The organism is Alteromonas sp. 38, from assembly GCF_902506055.1.
Taxonomy (GTDB): Bacteria; Pseudomonadota; Gammaproteobacteria; order Enterobacterales; family Alteromonadaceae; genus Alteromonas; species Alteromonas lipotrueae.
In genome coordinates this window covers 1,420,991-1,435,181 of sequence record NZ_LR733300.1, presented here as the reverse complement: position 1 = coordinate 1,435,181, position 14,191 = coordinate 1,420,991, and the positions used below count along the sequence as shown (strand labels likewise).

The following is a 14,191-nucleotide window of genomic DNA, read 5'->3' as shown; positions in this document are numbered from 1 at the left end:
CCCTTTTGGGGCTTCAAGCACGTCTATCTATATTAAACGTTTTATTTTTTGCAATTAACAAGCCGCACTCAGGCACTGCTTGTAAACCGATTAATGAGCCGTTCAGTGTATTATGAAATGAATGATTTGCACAGACAGTATGAGGGGACAAACACAGCAGAATGAGTGACTGCTGCTTTTTTGCGCTAAGGTGATAGGTGTTGTAGTGAAAAGAGAAAAATTAAGCAACTACCTTAGCAAGGTTAACGTGAAAACCATGCTTTGAAAGCCATTCAAAACCTTCGCTTGAATGTTCGACATGGCATATATTGTCCTTTTGTTTCTCTGCATCTAACATGCGATTAAGCTGGTACGTTTTAAGCGCGTGATCTTTATAGACCCTCGCGGTGTGCGTCATATTATTAATTTTTGCCCAAACAAGCATTTCGTTAATGACAGGTTCTACGTCTGGGGTAGACAACGCCCACTCGTCGAAATACACAAGGTGTGCCCAAGGGCTGGTGTTAAGCTGACGGCCTAAGCTTTTAAATTCCTTACTAAATCTCTCAGCAATAGAAAGATCCCAAGCGCCTTTGACATGTACAATGACAACATTATTGTCTGCTCTAATGACGTAGTTCGCTCTTATCATTATTGCCTCGCATCAAAAATTAACAGCGTTGGACACTATTATAGCTCAGGATTGTCAAAACCATAATATTCTCGCAAGATTGTACCTCCTCGTTTCTACATCTAAGAATAGAAACTCACACACAAAACTGCCCACAATTAACGACTTTCGCTTACTTACCACAATTAATTTTGCACGCTCTCAGATTAGGTAGACCCGTGTAACTGCTTACGTCCTGTTACTTAAACCAAACAACTCGCCTATAGAATGAGACGCGAGAAAATAAAAAAAAGCCCCATCTTGATGGGGCTTTTTAAATTCATTTCTATTTAACGGTTAGCGTGGAGGGAACATTCCGCCACCGCCGCCGAAACCACCTGGGCCTCCGCCACCAAATCCACCTGGACCGCCCGGTCCACCTGGAGGCATCATACCTTTCATCTGACGCATCATTTTCTTCATGCCGCCGCCAGACATTTTTTTCATCATCTTCTGCATTTGAGTAAACTGTTTAAGTAAACGGTTCACATCTTGAATCTGGGTACCAGAACCTGCGGCAATACGTCGCTTACGAGACCCCTTGATGATATCAGGGCGAGAACGTTCAGCGGGTGTCATCGAGTTAATAATGGCTTCCATCTGATTAAACTGCTTGTCGTTGGCCTGTTCTTTGATTTTTTCAGACATACCGCCCATACCCGGCAGTTTGTCCATCATTCCCATCATGCCGCCCATGTTCTTCATTTGCTCAAGCTGATCTTTAAAATCTTGCAGATCGAAGCCTTTGCCTTTTTGAACTTTCTTAGCCAGTTGTTCTGCTTTATTGCGGTCAACCTTACGTTCCACTTCTTCAATTAAGCTGAGTACATCACCCATGCCTAAAATCCGTGAAGCGATACGCTCTGGGTGGAATGGCTCTAGCGCATCTACTTTCTCGCCCATACCGATAAACTTAATAGGTTTACCCGTAATATGACGAACTGAAAGCGCTGCACCGCCTCGTGCATCACCATCGGCTTTCGTTAAGATTACACCGGTTAATGGTAGTGCATCGTTGAACGCCTTTGCTGTATTGGCAGCGTCTTGACCTGTCATGGCATCAACCACGAACAAGGTTTCAATTGGCTTCACGGCAGCATGTAAATCTTTAATCTCGTCCATCATGTCATTGTCGACATGTAAACGACCTGCAGTATCAACTAGCAGTACATCAAAGAAGTTTTTCTTCGCTTCGTCAATGGCGCCTTCAACAATGTGAATTGGCGTTTGCAAAATAGTTGATGGATGAAAAGCAACGTTAACTTCGCTAGCAAGGGTTTCCAACTGTTTGATCGCCGCTGGGCGATAAACATCGGCACTCACTACCATAACCTTTTTCTTTTCACGCTCGGTTAGGTATTTAGCAAGCTTACCTACAGAGGTGGTTTTCCCTGCCCCTTGAAGGCCAGCCATCAAAATAACCGCAGGAGGCTGAGTGGCAAGGTTTAGCTTTTCATTTGCTTCCCCCATCACCGCTTCTAGCTCAGACTGAACAATCTTGATAAAGATCTGTCCTGGCTTCAGGCTCTTGGTAACTTCAGTCCCTACCGCACGCTCTTTGACTTGTGCAACGAAGGATTTGATAACCGGTAATGCAACATCCGCTTCAAGTAACGCCATGCGCACTTCGCGAAGCGTTTCTTTAATGTTGTCTTCTGTAAGACGCCCCTTACCACTGACATTTCGTAATGTCTGGCCTAAGCGTTCTGATAAATTTTCAAACATAGTATGAAACTTCTATTTATTTCAGACGTAATGCGCCTATTGTAACGTAAAAGGGCGACTTAACGTACCGTCTAGTGAAGGAAATTTCTTTCCTCTGTCTACTGCTCACGCATACAAGCTTGCTATGAGCCACCATTAAACTAATTCAGGTCGTTATTGTCTCATCTCAAAGACTAGCTTGCGAGAAAATTAAACGAACGCTATTGCCCCAATACATGGTACTTGCATAAAGAAAAACAAGGAGATGGTTGAATTTAAGCCCAACTTCCAGTATCAATACCGCCAGTATTGGTGATAAACACCATTTTTTACAGGAAACATCATGAACACCGCTTTCGCCATTGCCGCCGCTGCGCTTTACGCTATGGCCGCCATTGTTTTACTTGGCAAGTTTGTACATCAAGAAGGCCCAAACAAACGCTTAGGCCTAGGCATTGCTAGCTTAGGTGTTGTTGCGCACATTGCGTTTTTGCTTAACGTTATTATGGTGGCGCCTGGGCAAGACATGAGTATTACCAATGTACTTTCACTAGTGGCGTGGATAATCACCACCGCCATGCTGATATTTGCTCGCGCTATTCCAAACCTTATTTTGCTTCCGGTGGTATTTGGGTTTGCTAGCTTATCAGTGCTGGCCTCGCTATTTATTCCCGTGTCTTACATCATGCATATAGAGCTGCAACCAGGGCTAGTTGTGCATATCAGCTTGTCTCTGTTTGCTTATTGCACATTGGTTATTGCCTTTCTTTATGCCTTGCAGATGTCATACATCACCTATCGATTGAAACAAAAAGGCGCAGCGCTACTACATTCATCTTTGCCACCTCTGATGTTGGTAGAAGGCATATTGTTTAAGCTTTTGCTGGTGGGTACATGCTTGTTATCTGTGTCGCTTCTTAGCGGGTTTGTGTTCTTAGATGACATGTTTAATAAAACGTATGCGCATAAAACGGTACTATCGAGTGCCGCTTTAGTCGTGTACTTAATATTATTGGTTGGTCAAAAGCTGAGAGGATGGCGAGGAAGACAAGTGATATTTATGACAGTACTCGGCGTTATTTTACTGTCACTTGCGTACTTCGGTAGTAAATTGGTTCGCGAAATATTGCTATAAATCACCTATTATCTAAATGAATTAATCAAATTTACGTGCACACCTTGCGTATGCTGCGTATATTGCACATGTAGACCCAATTTCAAATTATATTATTTGAACATCAATAAATGATAGGAACCCAATAGTTGGACGACATATCTACGAGTACGCTGTTTATCGCGCTCGGCGTACTCATATTACTTTCTGCGTATTTCTCTAGTTCTGAAACAGGCATGATGTCGATAAACCGTTATCGCCTGAAGCACCTGCAAAACGAAGGCAATAAATCTGCCCAACGGGTTCAAAAACTGCTCGACCGCCCTGATAGACTTATAGGTCTTATCTTAATAGGGAACAACCTTGTTAATATCGCCGCGTCATCGTTAGCGACAATTATTTGTATTCGCTTGTTTGGCGATTATTGGGGCTTATTTGCAGCCACCTTTGGTCTAACCTTAATTCTACTTATTTTTGCGGAAGTCACCCCGAAAACATTAGCCGCCCTTTACCCAGAAAAAGTGGCCTTCCCAAGCTCGGTAATACTATTGCCCTTGCTAACGATACTTTATCCATTTGTGGCTTTTATCAATGGCATCACCAATGGCATTTTAGCTCTGCTTAAAATTAGTCCAGCAGATGGCAATGATGACTCTTTAAGTCGTGAAGAATTACGTACTGTGGTATACGAAGCGGGGAGCCTTATCCCGAAAAAACACCAAGATATGCTGGTAAGTATTCTTGATTTAGAAAGTGTCACAGCTGAAGATATTATGGTGCCAAGAGCTGAAATTGTCGCCATAGATATTAACGACGAATGGAAGCGGATTCAGAAACACCTTACTCACGCCCAACATACCCGCGTATTACTTTACCGCGATAGTATCGATGATGCAGTAGGGTTTGTTCATGTGCGAGATGCACTGCGTTTATTATCAAAAGATCAGTTTACCAAGTCGAGCCTACTGCGTGCAGTAAGAGAAATATACTACACGCCAGAGTCAACGCCATTGCATACGCTAATGTACAAGTTCCAAGCTGAGAAAGAGCGCATTGCACTGGTTGTCGATGAGTATGGCGACATTATGGGCTTGGTCACATTAGAAGATATTCTTGAAGAAATCATCGGGGACTTCACGACCAGCATGGTGCCCGATCACAGCAAAGAAGCGCACGTTCAGCAAGATGGTTCTGTGCTGGTGGACGGAAGTGCTAACATTCGCGATCTAAACAAAGAAATGGATTGGAACTTGCCTACTGAAGGGCCAAAAACGTTGAATGGGTTATTGCTAGAGTATTTAGAAGAAATTCCTGAGAACAAAGTGAGTGTTCGCTTGGCAGGTTACCCGTTAGAGATTGTGGATATTACAGAAAACATGATCAAAACGGTTCGTATTATGCCGGAGTACTTCAACGCCCCCCAATCTGGCGCTTCAGACTAGATTTTATCTACTGCTTTTTGAGCACGTTTGGCAAGCACTTGCGCTTTTGCAGCCGCAACCTTGTCAGACAATGTAGATAGTTTTGTAATAATGTCCTGCATCTCCTCGTCTTCGCGCAAATCTGCTTCCGCCATATGCGACTGCAATGAACGCTTGAGGAGTTCAGGAATAGATTTGCTGGTCATTCCCCACCCTGCTTTCGAATAAACGTTGACACTCTCAATATTAATTATCGGTCAAAAACAAAACTTCTGAAGCAAAATCCGCGAATAAATCTTTAGTCTAATGTAATCATAAGCTTTCAAGCCAGACACACCGTGTACCCCAGCCTATTTTAGCCATTAAACCTTCAGCCTTGGTAATGCGTTACCAAGGTACCTTTTTGTGTTCTAGGCGAGTATCGGATGACAGCAATGGAAGCGGTAGCGAATAAACTGGTTGTGTAAGACTGACACAATGCGTCAACCAAATAGCTGACTAATGGCATATGACTGACCACCAATATTCGCTTGAGGGGCTGTTTTGAATTAACAGCGCTGTGTATCCGCGCCGACAAATAATCGCTAACCAATTCTGCCGAACCGTCGGGAATAATATCTTCATTGACTTCGATTTTATCAGCGACGATATCAAGGGAGACCATATCAAGGGTTTGGCGAGTTCTACGATAAGGACTGATTAGCGCCAAATCCACGGCGTTATCAGGACAATAATTCGCACACAACCACTGCGTGGCGGCCGACGATTGCTGTCTACCAACTTGGGTGAGCTGCCGACTTTTGTCATCCAAACGCGGCGCTTCTGCCTCTCCATGGCGCATGATAAATAAAAAAATGTCGTCGTTGCTACTTTGACCTGACATAACATTACGCATACTATGTTTTATGTGCAGTTACGATAACAGAGTGCTTTAATTACGCATAGCACAAAACCTAAATAGTGGTTATTTAACTGTATTATTTCATTTCAGGGATTGTGAGCAGTTCGTGGTTTTCCTGACAATTTTGTCTTGAGTTTTTACAATGAGATCATGTGACTAACGTTCAAAAATTTGATAATGCATATCATTTTACCTTGCCCAACGGTCTTAGGGTTATGTTATGCTATGAACCACAATCCAGCACTTCCTATGTTTCTATGGCGGTTCGTGCGGGTCATTTTTACGATCCAAACGATTGTCAGGGGCTAGCCCACTTGCTAGAACACATGCTCTTTATGGGAAGTCGACATTTCCCAAACCCTAATAGTATCAACGGGTTCATCGAGCAATATGGTGGTAATATAAACGCGTGGACAGGCACTGAATATGCGAATTACCATTATCAGTGTGACGGCTCTGCCATTGCGCAAACTCTTCCAGCCTTTGCCGATATGCTGCGCCAACCCATCTTAAATGAAACTGCGCTGACAAACGAAATAAAGTCTATTGATGCAGAGTTTCAGTTTAAAATTAAAGACGACTTACGCCGGCTTTATCAGATTCACAAAGAAACGTGTAATCCGGCTCATCCCTTCTCAAAATTTTCTGTTGGCAATGCCGATATATTTTCAAAACACGAGGTTGGCAGTCTTCGAGAGGCATTAAGAGCCCTACATAAACAGTATTATTGCGGTCGTAACATGTGTTTATGTATATCAAGCCCAGTTCCCATTGCTCAGTTAGAAGCGTTAATAACACAAAGCTTTTCAAGTTTTGAGGCCGGAGCGTTAGCCAATGATTCATGGCCTGCGCTGTATTCCTCTTCTCAGCTTGGTATTCAAATTAATATTAAACCGCTGCAAACTGCGCGGCGAATGATTGTAACCTTTGCATTGCCTGGTATTCACAACGATATCGATACCAAACCGCTAAATTATATTAGCCATTTACTTGGCGATGAGGGCGAAGGCAGTTTACTTGCGTATTTGAAGAGCCAAAACTGGGCGGTAAATCTGATCGCTGGCTCGGGTATTGAAGGCGATAAATTTAAAGACTTCAATATAAGCTTCCAGCTAACAGAACTAGGATTAGCAAAACAACAAGATGTTGTGATGGCATTATTCAGTTACCTAGAATTGGTTAAACAATCTATTAATGACTCGTGGCGATTCGAAGAGAAAGCGCAACTTACTGCGCTAGCACTAGAGTACGAAGAAAACGTCAAGCCGCTAATGATGGTGAGCGAATTTGCCCAGCATCAATTTTTGTTCACGCCAGAGCAGCTTAGAAAACTTCGAACAAGTATCGGCAGCTACGACGGCACTGTCATGAAAGAGGCCTTGTCGTTCTTTACGCCGTGTAACATTCGATTAAAAGTAATCTCTCCGGATGTAGAAACCGATAGAAGTTGCGCGTATTACAACGCAAGATACCGTGTTCAACCTATTGCTGACGATCAATTGAATGCCTTTGCGTCACCAATAACGATAGATGCATTATCGCTTCCCCCTCCGAACCCCTATTTAGGGGAAAGCTACGCGCTAGTATTACCAGAAACGGGAGTTGATAACCCGACCAGATTGGTTGAGAAAGACGGTGTGCGTTTTTGGTTTGCACAAGACCAACAGTTTTTTAGCCCAAAAGGCGACATTTATGTCTCGTTTGATATGGTGCATTTCTCTGATTCGTTAACCGCGGTTGCTGCTAAACGAATCTGGTTAAGTGCATTAAATGACTACCTTCAGGCCAAGTATTACCGCGCCGAAATTGCAGGGTTACATTATCGAATTTATGGTCATCAAGCTGGCTTTACGCTGCATACCCGAGGCTTTACCAATCAGCAAATGTTGTTAGCAGAGCAGTTATTAGAAGCCGTCTTATCATTCAAACCTTCTGAGTTTAATTTTCAGCATTACAAACAAATGCAGCTTCAGAATTTACAGAACTCACTGCTGAACAAACCGACTAACCGCTTGTTCTCTAGGTTAAGCGTGTTGATACAGCGTAATACACAAGCCCCTGTGGAATTACTGGAAGCGGTAGCAAACACTTCCTATGAAGACATGATTAACGTGCGTGAAAATGCATTTGATGACTATTTCATAGAAAGCTTTGTGCATGGCAATTGGGCCAGTGAACAAGCAAAGGACTTCGCGAAAAATATTGATAGTAAATGTGTTAATACCAGCGGCTCACCTTTGTCGCGCGCGGTGTCGAAACTTCCTGTTGGTGAAGCTTTTTATCATCAAGTCACCTGTGAACACGACGATGCTGCTGTAGTGCTGTATTTGCAGGCACCGACTGCAGACCTGCACGACACTGCACTTTGTATGGTGTTGGAACAAATGCTAGCGGCACCATTTTTCAATGCACTTAGAACAGAACAACAATTGGGCTACATTGTGGGAACCGGTTATGTTCCCCATAATCAACACCCGGGGATGGCATTTTATGTACAAAGCCCTAATAATAGTGCCAAAACGTTACTTGATGCGATGACGTTATTTTTGTTTCAGCAGTTAGAAGAAATCGAGTTCTATCGTTTTTATTGGTCTACCATCAAACAGAACTTATTGAAGCAACTAGAAGAACGCGATCTTAATTTATCGATGAAGTCGCAAAGACTATGGATAAGCTTAGGGACGCAGGATTTAAGCTTTAATAGAAATACCCAACTTGCTGAATGTATTAGCGCATTGAGGTTTGAGGATATACAAAGCTACGCGCACCAACTTGCCAAGCGAGAACGGTGCGGAGAGTTAATTCTTTTTGCACAAGGCAAGTACGAAAAACTAGAAACACCAAAGCAAAGAACCATCAATGGAATTTCCGAGTTTAAATCCCAAATTCCCTATTACTAGCAAAAGGTGGTTAACAATTGAACCATCACCCTCCGATAACTAAAAATCGCTTGTAGAGCCCGCGTTATTTCGGCATATTTATTACTCTGGCTGTTAGGGATGCGGCCAGCCTAACTATAAATTATAATGATAAGGCGTAATGCCAAAGGTGTGTAGGTGCGCTCAACCCTAGCTTACTCAGTTATAGTCATATGGCTTCAACTGCTCGGAGTAATTTTCTCCGATGCGGCAGCCATAGAAGTTGCTGATTTACAATTTACTGAGTTAGATAAACGAGACGGTTTATCCAATACTGTTGTCCTCGATATTGCAGAAGACGACAAGGGATACATATGGCTTGCGACAATGAATGGCCTAAATCGTTATTCCGGGTATGATATAAAGCAATACCACCCTTCTGATATCGATCCCAATGCTCTTCCGAGTGGTTTTATTCAAAAGTTATTTGTTGACTCAGGGGGGACGCTCTGGATAGCCACTCATTCTGGATTGGCTAAATACCAACCTGAAACTGATGATTTCAAAATATTCTCTAGTACAAACTCCTCTATAAAACTTGAATTAATTACTACCATCGGCGAGTCAAAAAACGGTGATATACTTTTTACTGATTCAAAGTTTCTCTACTCACTTTCTAAAGAAAAAGAAGAGGTAAGAATAGTAACAAAGGCTTTTGATACACCAAGTAATATTAAAGTAGTTTTCGATGAAAGCTCAAAAATTTGGATTGGATCGAATGAAGCTGGCGCTAAAATTTTTGATAAGTCAGACTCTAAAATATATAGCTTAGACAAAGTCAATCCCTGGGGAATCAATATTTCGATAGGCGCATTACATGATATTGATGTCATCGAGGGAAATTATTGGTTGGCCACTAATAAAGGCGTTTTCATTTTAGGGAACAGGGGCAATTTAATTCGTTCAATTGATAAGAAGTTATTATCTATTGAGCATGATGTGAATGTACTCAGCATCGAGCGAGTTTCAGACTCAGTTTGGATTGGAACAGATGCGGGGCTATTGATAGTCCATGAAAATATAAACGAACCAGAAAAAATTACCCCTTCCAATCTAACCCATGTCGATGCATCCACAGAAAATGTAACTGGATTGAATCAAAACCTTGTCTTTAATCTTCAAAAAGACAGTACCGGAGGAGTATGGCTAGGTACCCTTCAAGGCGCCTTTCGTTACCACAAGAATTACTCTGAAGTTAAATTTCATCCTAGTTTTAAGGAGAGTAACTCTGTTAAGCCCGTCGAAGCTACGATTTGGGGATTAGCTCAGAATTCTGAGGGTGAAATTTTATTCGCATCTCAAAATCGCGGTGTTGGCGCCTTACATGAAGTAACAGGAAAACTTTCTTACTTAACAAAAACTCCCAAACCTCGAGAAAGTACAACCTTTTGGGATTTAGCCGTTGACCAGAATAATACTTACTGGGTTGCGTCCTCTGATGGTCTTTTAGCTTACAGAAGAGAAAACAATAACCTTTATCTAGTTAATCATTTCTTCCAAGGGCAATTTATAGATTATATACATCAAGATGCAAACTCTCTTTGGGTATGGTTAGACGAAGATGGGCTGTATTCAATTGATTTAAAAAAGCCTAGTACTCAGACATATGAGTCACTGGTTACGAAGCGAAAAGTAGAGTCCAACTCGACGTTTCACCTACCGATCTTCACCGATTCTAATAATCGAGTTTGGCTTCGCCATAAAGATGGCGTCTTAATATACAGCTCAAAGAACGATCAAGTAGAGCAAGAGCTAAATAAACAGAGTGGTATAAATTCACTGGTATACAGCGTTTATGAGACATCAGATGCTCTTTGGCTAACGACTCGTTCAGACGGTGTAGTAAAGTTAAACAAAAGTACTTTTGAAGTCATTCAAAAACAGAGCAGAGATGGTGGAAACGGTTATATTTTCTCTTCTGTTGGAGTAATGGATTCCATCTGGTATGCAGACAGCGCAGGTGTGCATCAAATAGAGCTTCCCTCTCTCCAAGAAGTCACAACAATATCAAATGCCCAATTAGAGTTTAATTCCCTTGGTGAAAGCGCAATCTTGGCTACTTTTGAGGGCGATATATATTTCGGCGGAAATAAAGGCTTCAACAAAATTGCTAAATCATCATCCAACTTTGACCATGAAGTAAAAACTTTAGCACCAGAGCTTTTTGGATTCAGTGTATTTGGCCAACCCAAGTTTAGTGGACAAGAATTACTTAATGCTGAAAATAGCCTAATAGAGAGTGATGTCTCTAAAGTAGAAAATATTACTTATGATAAGGCAAAAGTTTTAGAGTACTTTGAGTCGAGATTTAGCGTTTCATTTGGACTTATTAACCCAGTTTACCCTGATGAAGTTTCTTATCGATATCGTCTTAAAGGCTTAGATAATATTTGGGTTTACAACAACAAAAATAGAAAAGCTCAATTTAACAATATCTCGTTCGGTAATTATTTATTCGAAGTTCAAGCGAGAGAGTCAGGTAAAGGCTGGTCAGATAGTCGAACTCTTCAGCTGAAAATATCTAGACCCCCTTGGTTACATTCCGTCGCATTAGTTTTTTATGCACTTATTCTAACCATTGTTCTGGCCTTTATTATTCGACAGTACCAATTGCGTAAATCGAATCAACTTTCCATCCGTGAATCAGAGGAACGCCTTAAACTTACCTTATGGAGCTCTGGCGACGAACTATGGGATTGGGACGTGTATCGCGGGCAAGTATATCGAGCAAACACATGGGGGACTTTAGACTTCCCACAAGACGATATAAGAACCACTGGCGCCTATGATGCGAATATCCACCCCAATGATATAGGTCGCGTTAGGGATACATTACGCAACCATTTAGAAGGTAAGAGTGACTTCTACGAGCTTGCCTATCGCGCTAAAACCTTTAAAAACCAATGGATATGGCTACTAGATCGTGGAAAAGTGGTTGAGCGCGATCATAATCAGCAGCCGGTTCGTATGACCGGAACGTTGAAGAATATCAACCACCTAAAGGAAGCAGAAGAACAGCTAAACCTCTTTAAGCGTTCAATCGAAAATATCTCTGAGGGTGTATTCATTACCACCACACAGTTTAAATTTATTTCAGTGAATAACGCTTACTGTAGCTATACAGGTGAAACTAGAGAACAAGCACTTGCCAGCTACCTACATTTCCATTTGTATCCCGATGCGTTTACAGAAGAGATTAAAAAGACCCTGAAAACCAAAGGTAACTGGTCGGGTGAAGTAGAATCAGTTCGCGTTAATGGCGAACGCTATGAAATGGAATTAAACATAGATGCGGTACACGACGACGATGGCAAAATAAGTCATTTCGTTGGTGTATTCAGCGATATCACCTCTCGTAAGAGTACCGAAAAAGAATTACTTAAACTGGCCAATGTCGACCCTTTAACTGAACTGCCTAATCGCTCGTTTTACCAAGCTAGTCATCAAAATTTAGTCCGTAAGGGCTCGCCACACACCTTGTTGTGTTTGGACATGGACAACTTCAAGAAAATAAATGACTCGCTAGGCCACCAAACTGGTGACATATTAATTAAACAAATTGCCAAACGCTTACAACGTATTACAGGTAAAAATGCCACTTGTTATCGCCTTGGTGGCGATGAGTTCAGTGTCTTAATGGAAGATAGCGCAGATATTCATACGGTCACCCATTACGCACAAAACTTACTTGATACACTCGCTCGCCCTTTCATCATCAATAAGCAAGAGTTTGTATTGGGCGCAAGCTTAGGCATAGCCTTTTTCCCTGACGACGGTAATACGCCACAAGAAATGCTAAAAAATGCCGACACCGCCATGTACTTTGCGAAAAATAATGGTGGCAACAGCTATCAATTCTTCAGCGGTGAAATGAATCAAAATGCGGTTCGTCAGTTGCAAATTGAAAACTTAATTCGCCACGGAATTAAAGACGACCTATTTACGGTTTACTACCAACCAAAAGTTGATATCGCCTCTGGTAAACTGGTCAGTATGGAAGCGTTAGTCCGTTTTGAACACCCGCAAAAAGGCATAGTAAGCCCAGGGCAATTTATTCCCCTTGCTGAGCAAACAGGCCAGATTATTGAAATTGGTGAGCAAGTATTACGTAAAGCCTGTATCGATACCAAACGCTGGGTATCTCAAGGCTTGTTTACCGGCCGAGTAGCCGTGAATATCTCTGTTAAACAATTCGAACTTCCAGATTTAGACGACAGAATTAACCGAATTTTAAGCGAAGTGGGCCTATCCCCACTGCACCTAGAGTGTGAAATTACCGAAGGAACGTTAATGGAAGACCCTGAAAATGGCCTTCGTATGATGAGTAGGTTAAGAGAGCGAGGCATACACCTTGCCCTTGATGACTTTGGTACTGGGTACTCTTCCTTAGCCTATTTGAAGCGATTCCCGCTCAATACCCTTAAAATAGATAAAGCGTTTATTGACGATATCGCGAAAAGTAGCGTTGACCGTCATATGGCAGCAGCAATAATTAACATTGCCCATAACCTAGGCCTAAAGGTAGTGGCTGAAGGGGTTGAAGAAGAAGAGCAGCTTAATATCTTGCGTCGCTATGATTGCGAGATGCTACAGGGCTTTTTATACAGCCGCCCGCTTAATGCCGAGCGTTTTGAAAAACTACTTACTGAAAATCAAAAACTTCATAACCTGCTTGGCCATTCAAACATCTGACTTTTTTTTGGCGCTTACTACTTTTGACTAACTAAAGTGTCAAAAAACGCACCAAATACAACTTTAACCATTTAAAATCAACAACTTAAAAAGTTGGCACATCTCTCGCAGTATCTTCTGTAACCGGTAAACATCCTTTCTATCGGTTTTGTTTGTTCGTTCTTAAAATAAAAAGTCAGAGGAATATTAAAATGTTAAAAGAGTATGCTGTTGCATTAGTACTATCTACCGCTACCCCTGTTGCTGCTGATAACCAAGAAGGCGCTAAACAAGCCCCTGAACAGCAAAAAGAGTCTGTTACTCAGCCTCAAAGCTACCGCCCGAAAAGTGGTAACGGTTACGGTGTAGGCTTATAAGAGCTTGAAAGAATTCCAAAAAAGAGAGCATAGACTCTCTTTTTTTATACCTGTAATTCAGCTGTGCGCTTAATGTATAGATTTACTGGGAATTAGAGAGGGCTGAAACGCTTTAAACTCGCCAGGGCTTAGCTCTAGACATTGTCTAGTCGTTCTGTTGTCGTTTACGCTTCTACCATTAGATTATTAAAGCCTGCTGCCCTTCGCCAATGTATGTGTCTGGCAATACCAAATATAGGGAATACAAAAGGCCCTATCACTAAAGCAAGCACTGCCCAATACTTAGCATTCATTCCCCACTTCACAGCCTCTACATAAAAGAAAACACTACTTAATAGGCTTATCGATATTAAAACAAACAAGAAGCACTCCTACTTAGCTCACTATTTAAGGGGATTGAAAAACTCTATTAAATACAACGCCAAAATTTTGACTT

10 protein-coding genes are annotated in these 14,191 nt (G+C 41.9%); 5 read left to right on the top strand and 5 right to left on the bottom strand.

Annotated elements, in window-relative coordinates; all coding sequences use genetic code 11:
- Window positions 1–220 precede the first annotated feature (220 nt).
- Both FLAVO9R_RS06105 and ffh read right to left on the bottom strand, forming a co-directional pair.
- Window positions 221–631, bottom strand: coding sequence for a hypothetical protein (locus FLAVO9R_RS06105; RefSeq protein ID WP_159529691.1), 411 nt, complete (start codon window positions 629–631; stop codon window positions 221–223).
- Window positions 632–946: 315 nt separating this feature from the next.
- Complete coding sequence (gene ffh, locus FLAVO9R_RS06100) at window positions 947–2,374, bottom strand: signal recognition particle protein (RefSeq protein WP_159529689.1); 1,428 nt, start codon at window positions 2,372–2,374, stop codon at window positions 947–949.
- Between the two features lie 322 nt (window positions 2,375–2,696).
- Here ffh and FLAVO9R_RS06095 point away from each other — a divergent pair, with 322 nt between their 5' ends.
- Both FLAVO9R_RS06095 and FLAVO9R_RS06090 read left to right on the top strand, forming a co-directional pair.
- Window positions 2,697–3,488: a cytochrome C assembly family protein gene (locus FLAVO9R_RS06095; RefSeq protein ID WP_159529687.1), complete on the top strand. Its 792-nt coding sequence runs from the start codon at window positions 2,697–2,699 to the stop codon at window positions 3,486–3,488.
- A gap of 128 nt (window positions 3,489–3,616) precedes the next feature.
- Window positions 3,617–4,909, top strand: coding sequence for an HlyC/CorC family transporter (locus tag FLAVO9R_RS06090; RefSeq protein WP_057793021.1), 1,293 nt, complete (start codon window positions 3,617–3,619; stop codon window positions 4,907–4,909).
- Here the strand turns inward: FLAVO9R_RS06090 and FLAVO9R_RS06085 are convergent.
- Together FLAVO9R_RS06085 and sixA are read right to left on the bottom strand one after the other, a co-directional pair.
- Window positions 4,906–5,094, bottom strand: coding sequence for a hypothetical protein (locus tag FLAVO9R_RS06085; RefSeq protein WP_013784916.1), 189 nt, complete (start codon window positions 5,092–5,094; stop codon window positions 4,906–4,908). The two genes, FLAVO9R_RS06090 and FLAVO9R_RS06085, sit on opposite strands and share 4 nt — an antisense overlap.
- A 164-nt stretch (window positions 5,095–5,258) precedes the next feature.
- A complete protein-coding gene (gene sixA / locus FLAVO9R_RS06080; RefSeq protein WP_232370589.1) occupies window positions 5,259–5,771 on the bottom strand; it encodes a phosphohistidine phosphatase SixA in 513 nt (170 codons plus the stop codon).
- A 170-nt stretch (window positions 5,772–5,941) separates the two neighbouring features.
- On the opposite strand from sixA, the gene FLAVO9R_RS06075 reads away from it, so the two are divergent.
- The 3 genes from FLAVO9R_RS06075 (at window position 5,942) to FLAVO9R_RS06065 (ending at window position 13,755) form a co-directional block, all read left to right on the top strand.
- The gene (locus tag FLAVO9R_RS06075; protein WP_159529683.1) at window positions 5,942–8,689 is read left to right on the top strand and encodes an insulinase family protein; all 2,748 of its coding nucleotides are present in this window, start codon (window positions 5,942–5,944) and stop codon (window positions 8,687–8,689) included.
- 156 nt (window positions 8,690–8,845) lie between these two features.
- Complete coding sequence (locus FLAVO9R_RS06070; RefSeq protein WP_159529681.1) at window positions 8,846–13,399, top strand: EAL domain-containing protein; 4,554 nt, start codon at window positions 8,846–8,848, stop codon at window positions 13,397–13,399.
- Between the two features lie 191 nt (window positions 13,400–13,590).
- Window positions 13,591–13,755 carry a hypothetical protein gene (locus FLAVO9R_RS06065; RefSeq protein ID WP_201299241.1) on the top strand — a complete coding sequence of 55 codons (165 nt, stop codon included), beginning with the start codon at window positions 13,591–13,593 and terminating at the stop codon, window positions 13,753–13,755.
- A 164-nt stretch (window positions 13,756–13,919) separates the two neighbouring features.
- On the opposite strand, the gene FLAVO9R_RS06060 is transcribed toward FLAVO9R_RS06065, so the two are convergent.
- Entirely contained in the window at window positions 13,920–14,117 is a 198-nt protein-coding gene (locus FLAVO9R_RS06060; protein WP_159529679.1) for a hypothetical protein, read from the bottom strand.
- Window positions 14,118–14,191 lie beyond the last annotated feature (74 nt).